The sequence below is a fragment of the Nitrospira sp. M1 genome (genome assembly GCF_965152605.1).
In genome coordinates, this window is record NZ_OZ224217.1 from 2,715,844 (window position 1) to 2,734,875 (window position 19,032).

The following is a 19,032-nucleotide window of genomic DNA, read 5'->3' on the forward strand; positions in this document are numbered from 1 at the left end:
CACTAAAAGCACAAATGGAATACCGAAAATTTTCTCACGAAAGGACAATGAGTTAGATACATGCAAGGCGAGGGATCATGCAAGACGGGGAAGATTCCATGAAGGGAAAACCATACACTCAGAAGGAATAGGAACTCAAAGTTAGCAGAAAAGTCACGAGCAGAGCCTAGGGATAAACCCCATACTGCAAACGTTCATCACACCCACGTTCTTCAAATGAAATGGGTACAACTCATGGATTTGTGCGTTGTCGCTGACGCTCATAGGCTTCGTAGGAATCACCTTGTTCGAGACATTCGGGTGAGTTCCTGGAAGGATCACGAAAACATTCCTGTTCTTTCCAATCCTGCATCGAATCATAGACACCTTTTTCAACGTTGCATCCCATAATCATAAAGAACATCAGACTGAGTATCACCAAGATGAAACACGATTTGATAATACGATGAAGTGTCACAATCATAAAAAACGTCTCCCTTACAAATTTTCCGCCAACCACCACGCAAGAATCGGTAGGCTCAATCCACTCATGATAATGATCCCACCAGAGATCATCAGTGCCTGGCCTTTCAGTGAGGAGCGAGAATCTTTTCTGCTTGGGAAATCATCTCTCATCTGAGCCTTAGACAAAGCGTACTTCTGAGTCGCTTGAATCTGGGTGCCATTATAGAGCAAGTATGTCCCGATACCGATAGCCGGAAACCCAGCCGCCATCGCAATAAACACAACGAGAATAGTGGAGCGACCGAAGACTTCCGGCGGAGACTCTTGTGAGGACGGCTTACTATCTTGGAGATACGACTCTGTTAATTGTAGAAAGACAACACCCAGCAGAAGCATTCCAATGAAAAGAAGAGGAACAAGCCAATGATATGGCTTCTTGATTGAGGAAACTTGAGACGATGAAGACATGGGATGTGGCGATAATAGTTTCTCTGGAAAAATTCCCAATGCATGTGAGACAGATTCAGCTTTCAGAACGAACACAACAGGAGAACAACGTACGCTGAATTCAGAAAAGCCATACCGCTTGAGCTTTCAATTTCCAGCCAACAACGACCCCCTTGTTGGATAGTCAACAAAGGGGTACGTCGAAATCAACACTTGGCCTTGCTGCCCGCCGGTAACAGCGTATATTTATAATCATCCTCTAACCGTGCGCTGAAAAAATACGGCACGATCCCTGGAATCAAGAGGGCAAGAGAAAGATCTGCTCGATAAGCAGATTCGAGCTTGGTTTCAACTTTCTTACAACCCGGCCTTTCAATTTCAAGAAAGTAAGTTTTAGGAATTCCCGCACGCGTGTTGTGATAGACTGGAGTTTCACCTAGCGGCGCACCATTCAACGTGACTTGCGCACCGGGAGGATCGGTATTAATTCTCGACGTCTGGAGACATCCTTGTATGAACAGAAGACCAATCAGCACGAGTGCGATCATGCTTGATGTCTGATGATTACGAAATCGTTGCATAAATCCTCCCTCAGCTAACAAGAAATAAAACAGCGTTCATAGGGTACCGCTTGTAGCATACCAATTCATTGAACTCAAGAAACCACGCAGTCACGCGTCCTCACCGATCATGTTCTATATATTCCTTTAAGGCAACGGCGTTATTATACTGCTCCTCTTTTGACGCATAGACAAAGGTCACTCGCTGTGTTGTCGCTAACACTCCAATCTCTTCTAGCACGGCTGACTGCTGAGCGAGTTCTGCAAAATACCGTTGTTTGAATTCATGCCATTTGCCTGGATCATGGCTGAACCACTTTCGTAAGGTCGTAGAAGGTGCCGCGTCTTGTAACCACAGGTCAATGTGAGCCTGTTCTTTCGATAGACCACGTGGCCAAAGACGTTCAACCAACACGCGATACCCATCACGGTTCGTGGGCTTTTCGTACACTCGCTTTAACGCGATAGACATTGGTACTATCAACCAGTGACAAGGTTCATGTACTGACGACTCCCATCAACCCATTCTAGCTTATTACTGAAAACAGGAACAGGACAACCAACGGGGGACTCTACTCATTTATCATGAAAATACTTCATCTCGGGCTCTTGTTCTTTGCGGCACTCGCCACACTCCTCGGTGCGATGTATTTCAGGGGATTTCTTGCTGACTTCCTGTCCTTCTTTTTCAACTCCTATCTCATGATGGCTGGGACCAGCGGAGGCAATGGTGTCTGGATCATGGCACAGATCATTTCTACAGTTGCCATATGTTGGCTACTGTTTATGTTGTGGAAAGATTTCGGAAAACCTCAATACGACCGACTCAGAGAAAACCCCCATGGCTAACAACACTTATGGCGCATCATGAAAAATAACGCCTAAGACCCACCGTTCGCCTGAATGAATCAGGCTCACACCATGGCGAATACCGGCACGCAACATTCCCCGCTTGCCCTCAATCGGTCGTTCACAGACTGGAAAAATCACAAGGTCTCCTTGATCAGGGGTAAGCACCGTTGCTAAGGATTGCTGCCTTGGACGATGTTCAACCAACACGAATTCCCCACCTTCAAAGTCACAACCTTTTTGATTGAGCATGACCAGCACCTGAAAGGGAAAGATCGTGGGACCATAGACGTCACGGTGTAAACGATTCATTCCCCCTGTTTCGTAATGCAAGATCAAAGGCGTGGGTTGTGTCTGCCCCTGTGCGTGACATTGCGCGAGAAATTGCCGAAGCGTGTTGGGATACCGATGCTCTTGATGCATAGCTTCCATCATATGGTTCGCCATTGGAGCCAACCCTCGATACAACTCCGTTCGAAGTTGTGCAATGAAGGGAGGAAGCGGATCGGCAAAATAGGCATAATCTCCTACGCCAAAGTTATGCCGCTCCATGACAATACGTTTTCGAAAGTTCCGGTCATCCCGATAATTGTGAATAAGGTCCAAACAGGCACGCTGGTCCAGGACCTTTGGGATCTGCGCATAGCCGAGCAATCGAAACGTCTGCTCAATTCTTTTCCAATCAAGACCAATAGGCATAATCATCAATTTCCACCAGCATCAGAACAGCCATGCGCAAGACAACGAACAAGGCCGTTCGGGACAGTGCGTTTCACGTTTTGCTCAACTCACAGCATTCTATCATCCTCTCTTCACCCTCATGACACAAGTCTCCTTGTGCTCAGACTGACAGACATGATTTAATACAATCAGCAAGTCTGCCTCCCTAAGACCATACGCCTTACTCTCTGTGAGGTCATGCTCATGCCGTCGCTTTTTTCATCTTTCCAATTCAGAACAACGGCCCTATGTATTTCCTTTTACCTGCTCTTCAGTGTATCCGGCCATGCATTGGAAACGGAACCTCATCCCCTTGATACCTTCTTGGATCATATACTCGACTTTCAGGAGCCTACCGGCATTCGAGGGAAACTCCGATATATTGAAGTCGAAGAAGAAATCATTTGGCTTGACTGGGAAGAACGATCAGACGATCGCCCGCTTTTTACCAAGGATTGGCAATTCGTTCCCGGTGAACCGACTCTCGCCGTTCACCCGACGAACACGACCCAATTCGAAGAACTGCAAACGCTGCCTAAGGGTACGGCAATTGAACTCATCATCAAGGATGACGGGAAAGGCCATCGCCACATTCTCTCATTTCGTGACATGTCCACTCCTCCCAAAATACCGCTGTAATCGGTCAATCCGCATACATGGCCATACGATACCCTCAATAACAATTGAGGGTACTCTATCGTGGCTCAATCTTATTCTAGGCAAAAGCTTCATCCCTTTGCATCACGTAATCAATACGGTATTCTACTATAAGACAATCGTATTCTTGCCTATCATCAATAACCACCAGACCTCACTTATGCACACACAACATGCATCAACATCCCAACAAGCCATGTATGCGGGAATCCTCTTCACCATTCTGTCGCTGATATCGATCGGCGTTGAACCAACACACGCGGCTCGTCCGTTTTGGACACAATCGTCCTCGTATATTGAAGGCGAATTTATCTATCTTGTCGGAACGGTTTCCAACATGAATTCGTTACCAGAGGCCAAACAACAGGCCTTGGTCCATGGAAAGCTTGAGTTGATGAATTTTGCGAAGATCTCCGAAATTGACGCAGAACAGTTGGAAGTAGAGACGCGTCACTCCTACGTCGAAAAGAATCCCAATGGATCGGTGAATGTGTTTCAACTTCTCCGCATTCCTACCTCGGCGATCCTGGAAGCACAAACACGCCTCCATGCTCAACGCCAGGCACAAGCCGTTAAGCTCGAAGCCTCGGAAGAGCAACTCGCCAACATTCAGAAGGTCTTACTCAAAAGACAGCAGACCATCGATGAACAGACCGCTTTGCTTGATACACTCATTGACCACATCACACAAAAACAACAGGGGTATGCCCAACAAACACAAGAACTTGATAAACGGCAGGCGGAGATCACTCAACTTGAACTGACACTGGAAGAAAAGTTCACCTCAATTGACGAACAGATGAAACAGGTCAACCAACTGTTAGAGCAATATACAACGAAGGGCGATGCACAACGGCTCAAGCTTCAGAGTTTGAAGGAAACCGAAGGAAAACTTCAGGAGAATGAAGAAGAACTTCAACGCATACAACAAGCCATTCTTACGCGCCTCAGAAAAACAGGACACATGGCCTGTCAATTTGTTTCACCTGGAATGGCGCCCGCTGACGTCAAGAAAGTCTTAGGACAACCCTCAGGTGAAAAACATTCTTACGCCAATGAGCGTTACGACACCTGGGCTTACGGCACATCAAAAGTCAACTTTGACGCGCAAGGCGTCGTCGAATCCGTCACTGGCTGTAGCAGCCAAGAGACCTTGTCTGAAAAAGACGAACGTGAAAAGCCATGAGAATCATCGACAAGTCCAAACAGACAATCACCTCGGACGTTCCAATGTTCGCCAAAACTGTTGGTATTCATGCAGGTGTGTCAAGGTTGAAAAATCACGCATTCGGTCAAGGAAGACCTTGCCCTCCAAGTGATCGATTTCATGTTGTAGCACACGGGCATGAAATCCTTCGGCGGTGAAGTCAACCGTTCGCCCTTCCCGGTCAATCGCCTGGACCTGAACCGAAGTCCAGCGAGGAACGCGGCCTCGTAATTCTGGCACACTCAAACACCCTTCCCAATCCTCATTCGTTTCCGTGGAATGAGCAACAAGCTGGGGATTGATTAAAATAGTCAACGGTACATGGGGATAATCGGGATACCGGGGGTTCTGCGGATCAACCTCTATCGCAATCACACGCTCCAACACATGAACTTGCGGAGCGGCAATCCCCACACCATTCGCATCGCGCATGGTATCAACAAGATTTTCTAGAAATATGTTGAAATCTTCTCGGGCACAGGCCCCCGCCGTCATGATCTCACTGCCAGCCCGAATGGCCGGATGTCCTAACCGAGCAATTTTTAACAGCGCCATTACGACACGATCCTTTACTTATCACACCGACAATTCAACAATTTCATAATCGAGTGACTCTTTCTTCACATACAGTCGAGCAACTGTGACAGGAAGCCTAAACCGCCGAGGTCCGGCACTCCCAGGATTGAGGTACAGGACGCCGGTTCGCTTTTCGGCGAGTGGTTTGTGAGAATGTCCAGAAATGATCACGCTCACCCCAACGGCAGAGGGATCAAAGTTCAGTTGCTCTATCTCATGAAGCACATAGAATGCATGCGAACCAACCTCAACCCGTTGAGTCAATGGAATGTCTCGACTCCAGACATCTCGATCATTGTTCCCTCGCACGGCATACACCGGGGCAATGTCTTGTAATCTCTCAAGGACTGCAGCACTCCCAATGTCACCCGCATGAAGAATCAACTCCGAGCCTTCCAACCCAGCAAGCGCTTCTGGACGTATGAGTCCATGGGTATCCGAAATCACACCAACAGTTGTCATGTTCTTCATCGCAAACTAAAAAGAAGGTTTCGCGCGTCCGTCATAACAAATTCAGAGAACATGTGATGAACAATCGTGACACACGGGTTTTTAACATACGGTCTCTCTACTCACCAAAGTGGCCTTCACGCATTGAGCCAATCCTCGGCCCAACATTTCATGTGCCTCTTTATTCCAATGAACTCCATCCTCAAGCGAGGATTGAATAATCGTTCCTGCGTCAAAAAACTCGCATCCCAAACGACTGGCGACCACTCGATACTGTTCAGCAAGAAAAGATGACTTCAAGTCGGCCCCTCGAAAAAAACCTGAAGGATGTGCCTCCCCCCTCACCATTGGCGGAGCAACCAGTAGGAGCATCGGAGCTATTCCTCTTGACGACTGATCATTCGACAATACGATTCGTCCAAGTTCCTGCACGCCTTGTGCAATATCTTCAGCATCTCGATCAAAAGAGTTCTTCAGATCATTGGTCCCCAGTAATAGAATAACCAGATCCAACGGGTAATGAACATGTAATGTCAGCTTCAAGGCCGGCTTCCCGTTACACCCACGTTGATTGGGATCGTCCAGGACCGTCGTCCGCCCATTTCGACCCTCTTCAATAATCACAAAACCCTTCCCCAATTCCGATTGAAGTACGCCGGGCCAACGAACCCGGAATGGATACCGTAATCCTGTAACGGGAATAGAACCCCATGTATTGGAGTCGCCAAAACATAAAATTTTCTTACCGGCTCGTTTCGGCCAAACCCTGACAAACGGATTCATGACGTACCGATCCCATCCAAGCATCAGATACCGAAGGGCTTCAATCCCTATTGCCTGAGTTTTCATAGACAACACGATGTGTTGAGGGTATAGCACGACACATTACTATAGCCGCTCCAATTTACTTCCGTCTGTACGACGTGTGTTTTTGCGCTGTGTACATGATGTACATTCGGTTGAAAGTTATTTGGTTTCGCAATAGTAGTAGTCCCAAGCATATTTAAAATCCTGTAGAAAAGTAATAGTAGCAATTGTAAAACGGAAGACCAAATATGAGTGACGCTCAGAAGATAGCGAACTGGCTAGTAAAAATAGCTCGATAAACGGGCAAGTGAGTCCAAAGATATCTATCTACAAGTTTCTTGAATGGCTCAAAGAATTACACGACAGAAGAGAGATGGTCGTAGAGAAAAAGGTCGTGGTAGACGTTATCTAAAACTTTCGTAAACGAAGAGAATTCATGACGACTGACACGCTGGAGAAAGCCATGGCACCTGCCGCCATCATGGGATTGAGAAATCCAGCCGCGGCTAGAGGAATCGCAGCAACATTATAAAAGAATGCCCAAAATAAATTTTGACGAATGGTCTTGAATGTCGCTCGCGCCAATTGCAGTGCGGTGACCACTAACGATGGCTCCCCGGACATCAGCACAATATCTCCGGCCTCAATGGCCACATCGGTACCCGTACCAACAGCAATGCCAAGATCAGCCGTACTCAGTGCAGGCGCATCGTTAATCCCATCACCAACGAATGCGACCGTCTTTCCTTCTGTCCGCAACCGATTGACATGATCAGCCTTCTCATTCGGCAACACTTCAGCAATGACCTTGGTCATACCCGCCTGCGTGGCAATGGCTTCTGCAGTCTGCCGATTGTCCCCTGTGAGCATCACCGTATCCGACCCCATGCCATGTAAGTCGGAAACCGTTTGAGCAGCTGTTGGACGAACAGTGTCCGCCACGGCTAAAATCCCACGAACAGATCCATCCCATCCTGCCAAGAACGCGGTTTTCCCCTCTTCTTCCCATTCCTGCAAGATTGTCATGAAGTGACTTGGAATATCCAAATCACGTTCCACCATCAGCTCTCGTTTCCCCACGATCACCTCGGTCCCGTCGACTCTTCCTACCACCCCTTTTCCAGTAACACTATCTAATGTTTCAGGTGTACCAAGTTCGATGTTCCGTTCCTCCACGCCAAGCGCCACGCCTTTTCCTATCGAATGTCCACTTGCCGCCTCAATAGTTCCGACAAGGTATAAAAAGCGTGCTTCTTCACTATCCGTTTTTACATCCGTGAGCGTCATGGCCCCATGCGTCAAGGTGCCTGTTTTATCAAATACTACAGTATCAATAGCTCGAGCCTGCTCAAAGACTTCTGCATTTTTAAAGAGAATGCCAAGTTCGGCGCCTCTTCCGCTCCCGACCATGATAGCCGTTGGCGTCGCGAGCCCCAGCGCACAGGGGCATGCAATAATCAATACGGCCACACCATTGCGGATAGCCGTCGCCACATCACCCGTTCCGAACCACCAACCGGCTAATACTGCAAGGGCAATGAGAATCACGACAGGAACAAACACGCCAGAGATTTGATCAACCATTTTTTCAACAGGAGCCTTCGAGGCTTGCGCATCTTCCACCAGTTGAATGATTTTGGCCAAAGCCGTCTGACTACCAATTTGGGTTACTTCTATTTCCAGCCGGCCCTGCTGATTGATGGTCGCTCCGAACACATGATCGCCAACTTGACGATCTACGGGCATCGATTCCCCGGTGAGCATGCTTTCGTCTATCGAAGACTGTCCACTAACGATATTCCCGTCTGTCGGGATTTTCTCTCCTGGAAACACCACGACATGCTCGCCGTGCCGAAGCTCTGGGGCCGGAATCATAACTTCTTGACCATCTCGAATGACACGAGCCTCTTTCGCACCCAATTCAAGCAAACGAGCAATCGCCTGTGAGGCTCGGCCCTTTGCGCGGGCTTCGAAATATCGGCCCAAGAGAATGAGCGTAACGATCATGGCTGATGTTTCAAAAAATATTTCATGATCCGTCAACAACGCCCAAACCGAATACCCCCACGCCGTGAGCGTGCCTACAGAAATTAAGGTATCCATTGTCGCATCCAACGTCGCCAACCGCTTGAACGTCAGTTGGTGGAATTGCCACCCGAAGATAAAGACGACAGGAGTCGCAAGAAGCCATTGCGCCAGGCGAGTCGCCATGGATTCATCCATCGCCATGGCCACTACCATCAGCGGAAGAGTAAACATCGCTGCAAGCAATAGATTGCGCCGCTGAGTCAGCGCTTCCTGGGAATAGCGCTCAACAATACTTTCGCGCTCTTCGTTTGCATTGACGAGTTTGATGTCATAGCCAATTTTTTCAATGGCCGCCTGTAATCCGGTGACGTCAACACCTGGGGCGAGTACCGCGCGAGCTTCATGGCCGGCAAAGTTCACCGTGGCTTCATGAACCCCGTCCTGTTTGGCGAGAACGCGTTGGATACGACTCGCACACGATGCGCAGGTCATTCCCTTCACATCAAAACTCACCGTTTCAAGAACTTGTTGACTCATAATTTTCCTACAAGACTACAGTCGTATCTCGTGAATCGTGGCTCGTCTCTCGAAAAAAAAGATTATCATTTCTCATCCTAAACGAAATACGAGATACAAGCGACGAGCGACGAGCGACAGGAATTCAGTTCTTTATTGTATACCCTTGATCCTCAATGGTTTTAGTAAGAATCCCCTGTTGAACTTTCGTGTCGTCAAAACTTACATCCACGGTTTTTTCCGGCACATGCACTTCCACCGCGCTAACGCCTTCGACCACCTTCAAGGCACCTTCGATGGATTGCTTGCAATGATCACAAGAAATATCAGGGACGGAAAGTGTGACATATGCCATCAGAATTCTCCTTTACTTGTTATTGGGACCAGTGACTTTATTCGTATATCGTAGTGTTTCTAATAACTCATCAACAATTTCTTCTGAGCGCCCTTCTTTAACCGCATGCATGACACAGGTTTCGATATGATTTTGCAAAAGAATCCGATTCACTTTCTCTAAAGACCCTTGCAGTGCAGAAACCTGCTTCATGACTTCTGGACAATACCGTTCTTCTTCAACCATATTGATCACGGCATCAATATGCCCTCGCACGGTCTTCAAACGATTCATCGCGGTTTTCTTATGTTCGTCTTTCATACCCACATCATATCCCACCCCAGGTGGGGTAGGTCAAGACCTCAACTTTAATGTCGCACAGGATTTCATATATCACATCGATAATACGGCGGTTTCTTTCATTTTAATACTCTTGTTTTTGAGGCAAAACTTGGCGAACGAAGACGGGAGGATTCAATTCGTGAATTCTTTAATACAATCCACTGGGTCCAGAAAGTCGATACCGTTGTAGCCTTGCCAGAAAATATTGGCAAAAATTGTCATAACCTGCCATAATGCAAGGGAAAGGAAACATGATTATGGCGACGATGAATATTTCCGTTCCCGATCCTATGAAGGACTGGGTCGAAGCTCAAGTTGAAGAAAGAGGACAATATAGTAGTGCAAGCGATTATGTTCGTGATCTGATCCGACGTGACCAAAACGAGCAGGATCAAATCAAAGCCCTGCAAACTGCCATAACCAAGGGAATTGAAAGCGGGATTAGTGATCGTAACGTAGAAGATGTTATCAAGGAGGCCCGCGCCAAGGCCAAAGCCAAGGCTGCAAAACATGGCCTATAAACTGACACCCGAAGCCGAAAACGATTTAGATATTATTTATGACTATAGCTTTTTTACATTCGGTGAGATTCAAGCTGACAAATACGCTCAGGAATTACTACATTGCTTTTCCATCTTGACACAAACGCCGCTTATCTGCCGCGAGCGTTCTGAATTTAATCCGCCAGTTCGCATTTATCAGCATAAAAGCCACCTAATCATTTATACGATCAAAAGCTCTGACATTCTCATTATCCGGATCCTCCATAAGAACATGGATCCTCCGCGTCACTTACCATCTGCTGAATAGCTCGCTCTCCACATTGTCTACAGAATAAAATACACTTCGTCTTTGCTGACCGGCACGTCCACCAATTGCTGCAAATCTTACTGAGATCGTCCGAGTGAAAAAAGGAAAATGTCCACTTTTTCCAACTCCATCATAACTTGAAAACACAACCTCTGCTGTTGGGCTACACAATCGGTTTTGACTGCAAATGAAGAGAAGGTGCTTCATACATGGCTAGATGTAATAGCTGTGACAACTGACCTGACATACAGAGTCGGAATTGCCTGAGTCTCGCTTGAAAAGTGGACATTCATTCGAGTACTAAAACCGTCACGAAACCGTCTAAGATCGGCCAGGAACGGACATTTTCAACAAGACATGACGAAAAGAAAGAAACCCTCTGGGGTCGCCAGACAAGAATAGTCTATTGTATTGGGATTTCACACCTTGGACGAAAGGAAAACCCATCGGGTTTCATTTATTTTTGCTATTTACGCAGAACCAGCTGTAGCGCCTGCAATTAATCGGACACGTATTTAGGAAGCCATCTTGGCCTTCCGGTTCCATTCCTGTCGCACTTGTTGGGGCGTACGGTATGCATGGCGTTGTAGAATCCAGTTCGCATTGTAGCGTTCTCTGAATTCGTACAGCGCCCCTCTCAAGTGCTCTTCATCGTCGTAATCCTGAAGCCACAACAATTGTTCCTTGAGCGTACGAAAGAATCGTTCGCTCACCCCATTACCTTCTGGACTTCGCACAAAGCTCGGAGATGCCTCCAGGCCAAGGAAGGCTAGCTCGGCCTGAAAGTCGTGACTGATATATTGACTGCCATGATCATGGCGCACGAGCACCCCCTTGGCGACTTTGGCCTCGTAGGTCCCAAACACATGGTTGACCGCTTGGCGAATGGGCTCTAAGGCTTCATGGCGTGTACCGTACTTGGCTGCATGAAGGCCGAGACACTCGCCGGTAAAGTGCTCAAGGACGGCAAAGACGGTCACCTGGCCCTGCTTGAGTGTCCACGTGGCTGTGGCATCTGTGCCCCACATCAGATTGGGAGCCATCGGAATAATTGACCCATCATGCACTCGGGGGCCGTTAGGCGACCCTCCTCGGACAGGCGCCAAGAGCTGATGTTGCCCCATAAGCCGCCGCACCCGTTCCTTGTCTGCTCGCAAGCCGCGATGCCGCAGTCGCGCCCACACCTTGCGATACCCTTCGCCAGGGAAGCTCACCTGTGACGACCCAGCGAGCACTTGCCTGATCGCGACCATCAAATCCTCATTACTCACCAGCGGACGTCGGCCACGCTGCTTGACCGCGTTCCCGGCAACTCGTCGACGTTGCAGCCAGTCATATACGGTTGAACGTGGGATGCCCCACACATCGCATATACGAGACCATCCATACCGGCGCTTTGTGGAAATCGAACAGGTCTCGCTCAACACTTCGATTTCCTCAAGTGCAAAGGGACGCCATCCTCCAGACGATCGATCTTTGCATACAGCAAGTCGTTATCCATAACCAGGGACCCCACCTTGGCTTTCAGCGACCGGTTCTCCGCTTCCAGAGCCTTCTCCTTAGCTGACTCGCCAGTATGAAAGGTGGCCTCGCCACCCTGCATGAAGCTCTCCTGCCATTTCTTGAGCACATACGCCGGCTGACCCGTCAGCCGACTCACTTCTTCCAGTGACGCCCCCTTAAGTAGAACAAGCACCACCTCGGCTTTCCGGCTAGCATTCCAACGCTTGTGTTTGCTGAGTTTCATCGACACCTCCAATTGCCATAAAATACGCAATTTAAAGTGTCCAATCAATTACCGAGGCAATCCACAGCAATGGTGCAAATAGCGGAGAGTGAGTAGAGAATAGAAGCTGGTACTTAGGTAGCTATAAAACTTTTTGTCCTTTTGTTGGGTAAGACCCAGAGATGGGTCATGTTTTAAAGGTGGTTTCACTTTCAAGGAGGGCAGAATACCGTTTTACAGTCTGCATAGGTCCATCAATCCCCCTGCCGCCCTTCCAAGATTACCTTCATAAAAACTACAACCTTTTTTTGAGTCTCGTCGACTAACTTATATGAGATCACAATTATATTATCTTTAATAATCACGACACCTAAACAACATTCAGTTCACCGCCATGCGTTACGTAAAGATACAGATTCGAATTATGGCTTCCTCTTTATTTGGTGGGACCAAATATTTTCATTGTTTCATAAAACAACACGTCAAAAGCACTGGCGTATTGGCCTTGAAGACAGCACTAATTTGTCCGTTACCTCTTTGGATTCGTGTCCTTTTCAATTTAAACCACTAATAGAAAGCTTGAAGAATAATTATCCTTCTGAAGAGGAGTTTTCACGGTGAAAGCCATTGAAAGTATCAAAAGTTCATTATCTCAACAAACAGCAATTGTTTATATGATTATCTCAACAATTTGCATTGCCTCTGCTGGATTTTTTTCAAAACTTGCCATGCATCACACCAGCGTACAAGTTACATTACTGGCACGTTTTGCTATCCCACTCATATTCTTGATCATTTTTTTTACGGTATATCAAGCATGGGGTTACTTACAATTAACAAATGTGAAAACACATTTTATCCGCGCGGTATTTTTAACACTTGCTCAATTTTTATTGTTCATATCAATAATCCACCTTTCACTTGCTGAAGCAACAATCCTTTATAGTACAGGGCCAATTTTTATTGCTGCATACTCTCTTTTCAAAAATAAAAGGGGAAGCATACAGCCTTTAATTGCTACATTAATCGGCGCTATCGGTGTTGGCTTAATGCTTCATGTTGAAAATGGTGTGCTCAATCCTTACGTGTTAGTTGGTTTACTGTCTGGATTTTGCTTATCCATCTCACAGCTTCTTCTGCATAGCTCTGCTAAAAAAGAGAAAAATAGCCATGTCATGCTGTTCGTGTATCTATTTTCTACACTGTTGTCTGTGATTTATTTTGGTCTTGCTGATATCGAGGCCGAGCTCAAAGCACTAGCACCCACTATTTCTTTTTCAGTACCAGTACTTGGACTGCTCATACTCGTGGGTTTAGCCAGTCTAGGCAATCAGTTTTTTCGCGGTAAAGCGTATCAACAAGTACAAGACCCTGCGAGCATTGCGCCGCTAATCTATATTTCTATTTTAGTTGCAGGATTATTTGATGTTTTCTTTTATCACCACTTGCCTGACATTGAAGTCATATCTGGCGCCATTCTAATTGTTACGAGTGCATTATTTAGTAAAAATAATACCTAACCTAGGAGTTACCATCATGAAAGGAATCCCTTGTATTTTAATGCGTGGCGGCACTTCTAAAGGACCGTTTTTTCTCTCTTCTGACTTACCTAACGACCCTGATGAACGTGAGCAAATGTTATTAAAAATAATGGGGTCACCGCATCAATCTCAAATAGATGGCATTGGTGGCGGAAGTAGTGTTTCAAGTAAAGTCGCAATTATCAGTCCATCGACACGAAAGGGCATTGATGTTGACTACTTATTTTGCCAAGTCCTCGTTGGTGAATCTCGAGTTGATTCGAGCTTAAATTGTGGGAATATGCTTTCTGGTGTTGGTCCTTTTGCTATTGCGAAAGGTTTAGTCAAAGTCCAAGGCAACGAAACAATTGTACGTATACATAATCAAAATACGAATGTTGTCATTGAAGCCAAAGTTCAAACACCAGAGGGTAAATTAAACTTTGATGGAGAAGCGACAATTGATGGCGTCCCCGGTCAAAGTGCTCCGATAGAACTAAGTTTTTTTGATTCAGTCGGCACAAAAACTGGCAAGCTTCTTCCTACAGGAAATAGCCTAGATGTTATCGATAATATAGAAACTTCATGTATTGATGTTTCTGTACCTGTAGTAATGATGCTAGCAAAATCATTCGGCAAATCGGGCTACGAAACTAAGCAAGAGCTAGATTCAGATAAAGAGCTTATTAGAAAAATGGAAGATATACGCCAACACGCCGCACGTCTAATGGGTATGGGAGATGTTAGCCAGTCTGTTACCCCTAAAATGGCGCTACTATCTAAACCCCAATTTAATGGCAATATTACTTCACGTTATTTCACACCTTATGACTGCCATCCTACACATGCCGTTACTGGGGCAATTTGCATAGCTGCAGCTTGCTTCGTTCCCGGATCAGTCGCTTGCCAAGTCACCAGCAATGTATCGCCCCAGCATGCTTCCCAGCAGATTGCTGTTGAGCACCCTGCTGGGAAAATAGATGCTGTAGTTCATAAAGAGACAACTGGGTCAAAAATAGAAATACCTAAAGTCTCGTTTATTAGGACAGCAAGGCCCTTGTTTGCTGGTGAAGTAATGGTATAAAGATTGAAAACTAAATAATCCTATATAAAAATAACATGTTAAAATTTCGTTTTTTATATTAACTTAGGGTCAAGACTAGTTTTATAATATTTTCTTTGTTCCCCTATGATGAACATTCTTCTTTTTGACACGCTCTCCTATACCGGATCCGATGACAGAAAAACACCACGCATTAGCTCTTACCATGTACGGAGTAATGGCTACGAAAAGGCATCAAGAACCTTGAAGTCAAAGATATGCCTCCCTACCCCGTTCAAAGCATCAAGATGCTCTTGATCAGCTTACCTAAAAGACGCTTAAGAGATGGGCGTTGCTCGATCCAATATCCCACATGTTGACCAACTCCCTTATTTCTAGTTTTATAGTAACAAAGGTGAAGAAAAACCGAGCAGACTTCGCTTTCTCACCATTGCTAGCAATTATTGACCCATCCCTCGAATGTATCCTCTAACTACCCATTACGACCCACCCATGGCAATATAACTTTATAAAACTAGACTCGACCCCAATAAGAAGCTGACATTGAATCTTGGTTAATTCCTCTTACCGTCTAACGCTGCGCTCAGGGGCAGACAACCCGCGTAGCGGACTGGTTGTCCGCCGTAGGCCGTAGCGCACTCGAACCCCTGGTTATGTGTCACGAGGATTCTCCTCGGACTGCAAGCCGGATTTGTTCGCCGAGCGACGCTGCAGAGTATTGCGGTGCGGCCTTTACGCGTACTAACGGAAGGCCGACTGCGGCGCACGTTGAGCTGACGAAATCGTCCCTCTCTCGTCTGTCCTGGCGACGATGGCTACGGTCATCAAGCTCGACAGCACACAACACACGGAGATCATCTGCCGCGCAAACGACGTAGTCGAAGTGTTTTGAGATTATTCGATTCAAAGCACTACGACGCCGAGAAGGATCTAACCGTCGACTCGGTGTCAACACGTCGGCCATGCGAACTTTCGCGAAGATCTCAAACTCATCGCCAGCCACAGTCTTCAGGACACCGAAGAGCGACCGCTCCGCGGGAGACATCAGCACTTCAATTCGCTCGTAGTCCGATAACTCCGACCCCTCTCGGGCACTCCTCGCTCTAATCCAGGATAGAAGCAGGCCAAGTCCCCCGATGAAGAGAAGGCCAACTACCACGGGGACCCAGAGGTCGTTCACGATACGCTCGCGCTACACATATTTGAATAAACTCACAAAAGAATTAAACTAATCCGTCCCCTTTCCTCTTACTTCTTTACTTCGTTATATGACGGACAAGGACTTTGAAACCCTCAACAAAATGTACTGCATGAATTGGATTCGATTGTTTTCTCGTGGGGATGTTATAGATATCCTCAATTACATGCTTCGCAGTAACAAAGTGACCGATCTTTGTTATAAAAAAACCAGTTCCTATCATCTGGTTTTTACCTTCTTCAAGCTCTTTAAGAATTGGAAATATAACCGTTTGAGGTTCTACTTCAAATCCATCCTTGGTCATGGCCTTAACATTCATGTTTTGCATTTGATCTGTTTATTCACTAGCCATGCCCATAGTACCGTAGAATAGTTCAATATACAGATCCAAATATCAATAAACGGCTAGACGCTTATATGGGCTCCTGCCATTTAATAGAGCTACGTTAAAATCCCCAAATGTCCGCTTGGGGTCGGCAACCGATATGTCTGCTTTTCTGCCATGAGCGGTCATTCCTCGCGGCGGGTACTAGAGACCTCTTTTGCCGGTAAATAGTAATACCCGTTTATCTATTCAGAATTAATCGATCAAAAATCAAGTGGGCCTTTTGCCTCTTTTGTCGTGATGCGCTCGTTTTCGCAGTGGTCCCGACTGCTTTTATCCAGCAATTTCTGCAGAATTGGTTAGCAATTTGAGCCGACACAACTATCATCTGGTATTATCTGGTTTCTGAATATCATGAGTAAATATCGTGTAATCCTTAAGAAGCAGAGACAGCAAAGCCGTATGTGTCAAAAATGCAATAACTGGCTCGGAGATATCCAGAAACTAGTTAATCACTTGTTAGGCCACGCCACATCCCGATCGAGCATTTATTCTAACCGCTAGGATACGATACACTGAAACTCAGGGAACACAGAGATGCCATTTCAGAACAATTACGTAAATTTGGTTGCACAGAAAACCCACGCTCATACCCGCTTGATTCGAGACTATGACGGCGCCGAGAGAGACTTTGATTATATTATTGTCGGTTCCGGTATGGGCGGCGGCATCCTAGCCGACGACCTGGCTGACCGACTAGGTCACAGCCATCGCATTCTGATGCTTGACGCTGGTTCGTTCATTTATCCAACACACGTCTACAACATCAGCCGCATACCAAACTCTGCCGTAGCCAATCATTTTGGTGTCGACAATTTCAAACAGTCGCCGACCGACCATCAGTTCATTGGCGGCAAGCCACAATTGGCTTTCGGCGGGCGTTCCATCTTTTGGTCTGGCCTGATCCCACAGGTCCAGGGCTGGGAACTAGACTTTTTCCCGGATAATGTACGCTCAGCTTTATCTTCGGACTACTTTGACTTGGCCGCTGACCGAATGAACGAGTCCATCTCGTTGGGTGATAAGGCGAAGGAATTGGTGGAGCATTTCCGCAATAGCCCTCTGAACAGTGACTTTGATATACACGAGACCCCTCGCGCTCTGCACCAGCCCTATCTCAATCGCGATGGCACACCGCGGGATCAGTTCTTTGTGGAGCCGACGGGTGTATTTAATACCGCCGAACTGCTCATCAACCAGGTAGGCTTAACGCCCGGCGTCGATCAAAATGGCGAAGGTCTCTTCATCAAGCTTAATAGCTTCGTTGAGGCCATTCATGACGTCCCTTTTGGATGGTATGAAGTCAGCACCACCAACACAGTCACAGGCGAACAAGTCAGCTTTTACACCCAAAAAGTTGTGATTGCCGCTGGCTCTACGGAGAGTCCGAAACTGATCAATCGTTCCGCGATTTACCAAAGTCTGCCCGATCGTGTAAAGGGGCTTGTAGGCTTTGGGTTGACGGATCACCCCGTTACGGGTGAGTCACAGGCTTATGTCTCGTCGTTGGGAAATAGTCCACGCATCTCTCTTAGTCGCCGGGATCATGCCAAGATCATCTTCTACTCACGCGGCAAGTCTGACGCCAGTGGTCATTTGATCTATCCCTTCAATATCGAGATGAACATCAACCACGAATATTGGCACCTACGAAACAACGACCCCTCCGCGGAACCAGTTGCTGACAATACCAGCAAGACCCGCGTAGACATAAAGTTCAGCTTCGCCAATTGTTTGGATGATTTCAACGGCATTTTCTCACACGCCAACGACGGGTACACGCCCGACGTTCGCTTCAAGCGCTTTTCTTCGCTAGATGATCTGTTGCAATCACGATTCCCAGCACTCGCAGGCTGGCAAAAGAGCCGTGAGGAGTTTTTCAAATTACTCAACGAAACTCGAAATCGTGTGTTTAAAGAATTCAACGATGTGGACTGGATTACCGGTGAGTATGGCGGCGGTAATGGCGAGCAATGGCCTTTCGGTTGGGGAACTGTGCATCATGCCTGCGGCACCTTGCGGATGCCCTGGAAGCCCAACCGCAACACAAGCTTTAACCACGAGTCAGTTGTGGACGAAAATCTCAAGGTCCGAGGCGCCGCCGGTCTCTATGTTTGCGACATGTCCGTCATGCCAATCAGCACGGCCGCGAATCCCGTTCGTACTCTTGCAGGCCTAGCCTTGCGCCTCTCGCGACATTTGGGCTGAAAGAGTCAGTCAGCGTCGGAGGCAACTACTGCCCCGCTATGCAGAAACCTGTCATGAGATAGGATCGGCGCTCCCAAGTCGGAGCAAAGCGGCTGTTGAGCGAACTCTAACGCCGACTGTCACGAGTACAAGAGTAAGAATGTGGAGTACCACTAGCCCAGTGAGGTACGACCACTGCTCGTCTG

The 19,032-nt window shown here is 47.0% G+C and carries 23 protein-coding genes and 1 pseudogene; 8 read left to right on the forward strand and 16 right to left on the reverse strand.

The window, feature by feature from the left end; all coding sequences use genetic code 11:
* Positions 1–232 precede the first annotated feature (232 nt).
* The 4 genes from ACWHX8_RS12440 to ACWHX8_RS12455 all read right to left on the reverse strand — a co-directional run bounded on the left by ACWHX8_RS12440 (position 233) and on the right by ACWHX8_RS12455 (position 1,923).
* Positions 233–463, reverse strand: coding sequence for a hypothetical protein (locus ACWHX8_RS12440; RefSeq protein ID WP_447968449.1), 231 nt, complete (start codon positions 461–463; stop codon positions 233–235).
* Between the two features lie 14 nt (positions 464–477).
* Entirely contained in the window at positions 478–912 is a 435-nt protein-coding gene (locus tag ACWHX8_RS12445; RefSeq protein ID WP_447968450.1) for a hypothetical protein, read from the reverse strand.
* A 185-nt stretch (positions 913–1,097) separates the two neighbouring features.
* Entirely contained in the window at positions 1,098–1,472 is a 375-nt protein-coding gene (locus ACWHX8_RS12450; RefSeq protein WP_447968451.1) for a PEGA domain-containing protein, read from the reverse strand.
* 100 nt (positions 1,473–1,572) lie between these two features.
* The gene (locus tag ACWHX8_RS12455) at positions 1,573–1,923 is read right to left on the reverse strand and encodes a DUF488 domain-containing protein (protein WP_447968452.1); all 351 of its coding nucleotides are present in this window, start codon (positions 1,921–1,923) and stop codon (positions 1,573–1,575) included.
* Positions 1,924–2,036: 113 nt separating this feature from the next.
* Here ACWHX8_RS12455 and ACWHX8_RS12460 point away from each other — a divergent pair, with 113 nt between their 5' ends.
* Positions 2,037–2,300, forward strand: coding sequence for a hypothetical protein (locus ACWHX8_RS12460; RefSeq protein WP_447968453.1), 264 nt, complete (start codon positions 2,037–2,039; stop codon positions 2,298–2,300).
* Positions 2,301–2,306: 6 nt separating this feature from the next.
* Here ACWHX8_RS12460 and ACWHX8_RS12465 read toward each other — a convergent pair whose 3' ends face one another.
* Entirely contained in the window at positions 2,307–3,005 is a 699-nt protein-coding gene (locus ACWHX8_RS12465) for a 2OG-Fe(II) oxygenase (RefSeq protein ID WP_447968454.1), read from the reverse strand.
* Positions 3,006–3,344: 339 nt separating this feature from the next.
* On the opposite strand from ACWHX8_RS12465, the gene ACWHX8_RS12470 reads away from it, so the two are divergent.
* Positions 3,345–3,659, forward strand: a complete 315-nt coding sequence (locus ACWHX8_RS12470) for a hypothetical protein (RefSeq protein WP_447968455.1) — start codon at positions 3,345–3,347, stop codon at positions 3,657–3,659.
* A 178-nt stretch (positions 3,660–3,837) separates the two neighbouring features.
* Positions 3,838–4,863 carry a hypothetical protein gene (locus ACWHX8_RS12475; RefSeq protein ID WP_447968456.1) on the forward strand — a complete coding sequence of 342 codons (1,026 nt, stop codon included), beginning with the start codon at positions 3,838–3,840 and terminating at the stop codon, positions 4,861–4,863.
* Between the two features lie 27 nt (positions 4,864–4,890).
* Here ACWHX8_RS12475 and def read toward each other — a convergent pair whose 3' ends face one another.
* From def to ACWHX8_RS12505, 6 genes are all read right to left on the reverse strand, one after another.
* Positions 4,891–5,439: a peptide deformylase gene (gene def, locus ACWHX8_RS12480; protein WP_447968457.1), complete on the reverse strand. Its 549-nt coding sequence runs from the start codon at positions 5,437–5,439 to the stop codon at positions 4,891–4,893.
* Positions 5,440–5,460: 21 nt separating this feature from the next.
* Positions 5,461–5,922 carry a metallophosphoesterase family protein gene (locus tag ACWHX8_RS12485; RefSeq protein WP_447968458.1) on the reverse strand — a complete coding sequence of 154 codons (462 nt, stop codon included), beginning with the start codon at positions 5,920–5,922 and terminating at the stop codon, positions 5,461–5,463.
* A gap of 90 nt (positions 5,923–6,012) precedes the next feature.
* Positions 6,013–6,759, reverse strand: coding sequence for an SGNH/GDSL hydrolase family protein (locus tag ACWHX8_RS12490; protein WP_447968459.1), 747 nt, complete (start codon positions 6,757–6,759; stop codon positions 6,013–6,015).
* Between the two features lie 366 nt (positions 6,760–7,125).
* Positions 7,126–9,282, reverse strand: a complete 2,157-nt coding sequence (locus ACWHX8_RS12495; protein ID WP_447968460.1) for a heavy metal translocating P-type ATPase — start codon at positions 9,280–9,282, stop codon at positions 7,126–7,128.
* A gap of 124 nt (positions 9,283–9,406) precedes the next feature.
* Entirely contained in the window at positions 9,407–9,616 is a 210-nt protein-coding gene (locus tag ACWHX8_RS12500; protein WP_447968461.1) for a copper ion binding protein, read from the reverse strand.
* Positions 9,617–9,628: 12 nt separating this feature from the next.
* On the reverse strand, positions 9,629–9,916 hold the full coding sequence (locus ACWHX8_RS12505; protein ID WP_447968462.1) for a metal-sensitive transcriptional regulator: 288 nt from the start codon (positions 9,914–9,916) through the stop codon (positions 9,629–9,631).
* A 272-nt stretch (positions 9,917–10,188) separates the two neighbouring features.
* Between ACWHX8_RS12505 and ACWHX8_RS12510 the strand changes: the two genes are divergently transcribed.
* Both ACWHX8_RS12510 and ACWHX8_RS12515 read left to right on the forward strand, forming a co-directional pair.
* Positions 10,189–10,458 carry a type II toxin-antitoxin system ParD family antitoxin gene (locus ACWHX8_RS12510; protein ID WP_447968463.1) on the forward strand — a complete coding sequence of 90 codons (270 nt, stop codon included), beginning with the start codon at positions 10,189–10,191 and terminating at the stop codon, positions 10,456–10,458.
* Positions 10,448–10,747, forward strand: coding sequence for a type II toxin-antitoxin system RelE/ParE family toxin (locus ACWHX8_RS12515; RefSeq protein ID WP_447968464.1), 300 nt, complete (start codon positions 10,448–10,450; stop codon positions 10,745–10,747). Before ACWHX8_RS12510 ends, ACWHX8_RS12515 begins: the two co-directional genes overlap by 11 nt.
* Before the next feature lie 123 nt (positions 10,748–10,870).
* Here the strand turns inward: ACWHX8_RS12515 and ACWHX8_RS12520 are convergent.
* The 3 genes and pseudogenes from ACWHX8_RS12520 to ACWHX8_RS12530 all read right to left on the reverse strand — a co-directional run.
* Positions 10,871–10,954, reverse strand: a pseudogene (locus tag ACWHX8_RS12520) (phosphotyrosine protein phosphatase); the annotation flags it as partial.
* A gap of 308 nt (positions 10,955–11,262) precedes the next feature.
* Positions 11,263–12,174, reverse strand: coding sequence for a transposase (locus ACWHX8_RS12525; RefSeq protein WP_447968140.1), 912 nt, complete (start codon positions 12,172–12,174; stop codon positions 11,263–11,265).
* Positions 12,168–12,494, reverse strand: coding sequence for a transposase (locus ACWHX8_RS12530; RefSeq protein ID WP_447968141.1), 327 nt, complete (start codon positions 12,492–12,494; stop codon positions 12,168–12,170). The genes ACWHX8_RS12525 and ACWHX8_RS12530 overlap by 7 nt, the downstream gene beginning before the upstream one ends.
* A gap of 596 nt (positions 12,495–13,090) precedes the next feature.
* Between ACWHX8_RS12530 and ACWHX8_RS12535 the strand changes: the two genes are divergently transcribed.
* Both ACWHX8_RS12535 and ACWHX8_RS12540 read left to right on the forward strand, forming a co-directional pair.
* Positions 13,091–13,993 carry a DMT family transporter gene (locus ACWHX8_RS12535; protein WP_447968465.1) on the forward strand — a complete coding sequence of 301 codons (903 nt, stop codon included), beginning with the start codon at positions 13,091–13,093 and terminating at the stop codon, positions 13,991–13,993.
* 16 nt (positions 13,994–14,009) lie between these two features.
* On the forward strand, positions 14,010–15,077 hold the full coding sequence (locus tag ACWHX8_RS12540) for a 4-oxalomesaconate tautomerase (RefSeq protein WP_447968466.1): 1,068 nt from the start codon (positions 14,010–14,012) through the stop codon (positions 15,075–15,077).
* 637 nt (positions 15,078–15,714) lie between these two features.
* Here the strand turns inward: ACWHX8_RS12540 and ACWHX8_RS12545 are convergent.
* A complete protein-coding gene (locus tag ACWHX8_RS12545; RefSeq protein WP_447968467.1) occupies positions 15,715–16,236 on the reverse strand; it encodes a DUF2726 domain-containing protein in 522 nt (173 codons plus the stop codon).
* 76 nt (positions 16,237–16,312) lie between these two features.
* Positions 16,313–16,573, reverse strand: coding sequence for a hypothetical protein (locus ACWHX8_RS12550; RefSeq protein WP_447968468.1), 261 nt, complete (start codon positions 16,571–16,573; stop codon positions 16,313–16,315).
* 603 nt (positions 16,574–17,176) lie between these two features.
* Here ACWHX8_RS12550 and ACWHX8_RS12555 point away from each other — a divergent pair.
* Positions 17,177–18,847: a GMC oxidoreductase gene (locus ACWHX8_RS12555; protein WP_447968469.1), complete on the forward strand. Its 1,671-nt coding sequence runs from the start codon at positions 17,177–17,179 to the stop codon at positions 18,845–18,847.
* Positions 18,848–19,032 lie beyond the last annotated feature (185 nt).

What these genes read in the sequence shown, in the direction of transcription:
- ACWHX8_RS12440 (WP_447968449.1), bottom strand. Translation starts at nt 463, where the DNA reads ATGATTGTGACACTTCATCGTATTATCAAATCGTGTTTCATCTTGGTG.
- ACWHX8_RS12445 (WP_447968450.1), bottom strand. Translation starts at nt 912, where the DNA reads ATGTCTTCATCGTCTCAAGTTTCCTCAATCAAGAAGCCATATCATTGG.
- ACWHX8_RS12450 (WP_447968451.1), bottom strand. Translation starts at nt 1,472, where the DNA reads ATGCAACGATTTCGTAATCATCAGACATCAAGCATGATCGCACTCGTG.
- ACWHX8_RS12455 (WP_447968452.1), bottom strand. Translation starts at nt 1,923, where the DNA reads ATGTCTATCGCGTTAAAGCGAGTGTACGAAAAGCCCACGAACCGTGAT.
- ACWHX8_RS12460 (WP_447968453.1), top strand. Translation starts at nt 2,037, where the DNA reads ATGAAAATACTTCATCTCGGGCTCTTGTTCTTTGCGGCACTCGCCACA.
- ACWHX8_RS12465 (WP_447968454.1), bottom strand. Translation starts at nt 3,005, where the DNA reads ATGATTATGCCTATTGGTCTTGATTGGAAAAGAATTGAGCAGACGTTT.
- ACWHX8_RS12475 (WP_447968456.1), top strand. Translation starts at nt 3,838, where the DNA reads ATGCACACACAACATGCATCAACATCCCAACAAGCCATGTATGCGGGA.
- def (WP_447968457.1), bottom strand. Translation starts at nt 5,439, where the DNA reads ATGGCGCTGTTAAAAATTGCTCGGTTAGGACATCCGGCCATTCGGGCT.
- ACWHX8_RS12485 (WP_447968458.1), bottom strand. Translation starts at nt 5,922, where the DNA reads ATGACAACTGTTGGTGTGATTTCGGATACCCATGGACTCATACGTCCA.
- ACWHX8_RS12490 (WP_447968459.1), bottom strand. Translation starts at nt 6,759, where the DNA reads ATGAAAACTCAGGCAATAGGGATTGAAGCCCTTCGGTATCTGATGCTT.
- ACWHX8_RS12495 (WP_447968460.1), bottom strand. Translation starts at nt 9,282, where the DNA reads ATGAGTCAACAAGTTCTTGAAACGGTGAGTTTTGATGTGAAGGGAATG.
- ACWHX8_RS12500 (WP_447968461.1), bottom strand. Translation starts at nt 9,616, where the DNA reads ATGGCATATGTCACACTTTCCGTCCCTGATATTTCTTGTGATCATTGC.
- ACWHX8_RS12505 (WP_447968462.1), bottom strand. Translation starts at nt 9,916, where the DNA reads ATGAAAGACGAACATAAGAAAACCGCGATGAATCGTTTGAAGACCGTG.
- ACWHX8_RS12510 (WP_447968463.1), top strand. Translation starts at nt 10,189, where the DNA reads ATGATTATGGCGACGATGAATATTTCCGTTCCCGATCCTATGAAGGAC.
- ACWHX8_RS12515 (WP_447968464.1), top strand. Translation starts at nt 10,448, where the DNA reads ATGGCCTATAAACTGACACCCGAAGCCGAAAACGATTTAGATATTATT.
- ACWHX8_RS12530 (WP_447968141.1), bottom strand. Translation starts at nt 12,494, where the DNA reads ATGAAACTCAGCAAACACAAGCGTTGGAATGCTAGCCGGAAAGCCGAG.
- ACWHX8_RS12540 (WP_447968466.1), top strand. Translation starts at nt 14,010, where the DNA reads ATGAAAGGAATCCCTTGTATTTTAATGCGTGGCGGCACTTCTAAAGGA.
- ACWHX8_RS12550 (WP_447968468.1), bottom strand. Translation starts at nt 16,573, where the DNA reads ATGAATGTTAAGGCCATGACCAAGGATGGATTTGAAGTAGAACCTCAA.
- ACWHX8_RS12555 (WP_447968469.1), top strand. Translation starts at nt 17,177, where the DNA reads ATGCCATTTCAGAACAATTACGTAAATTTGGTTGCACAGAAAACCCAC.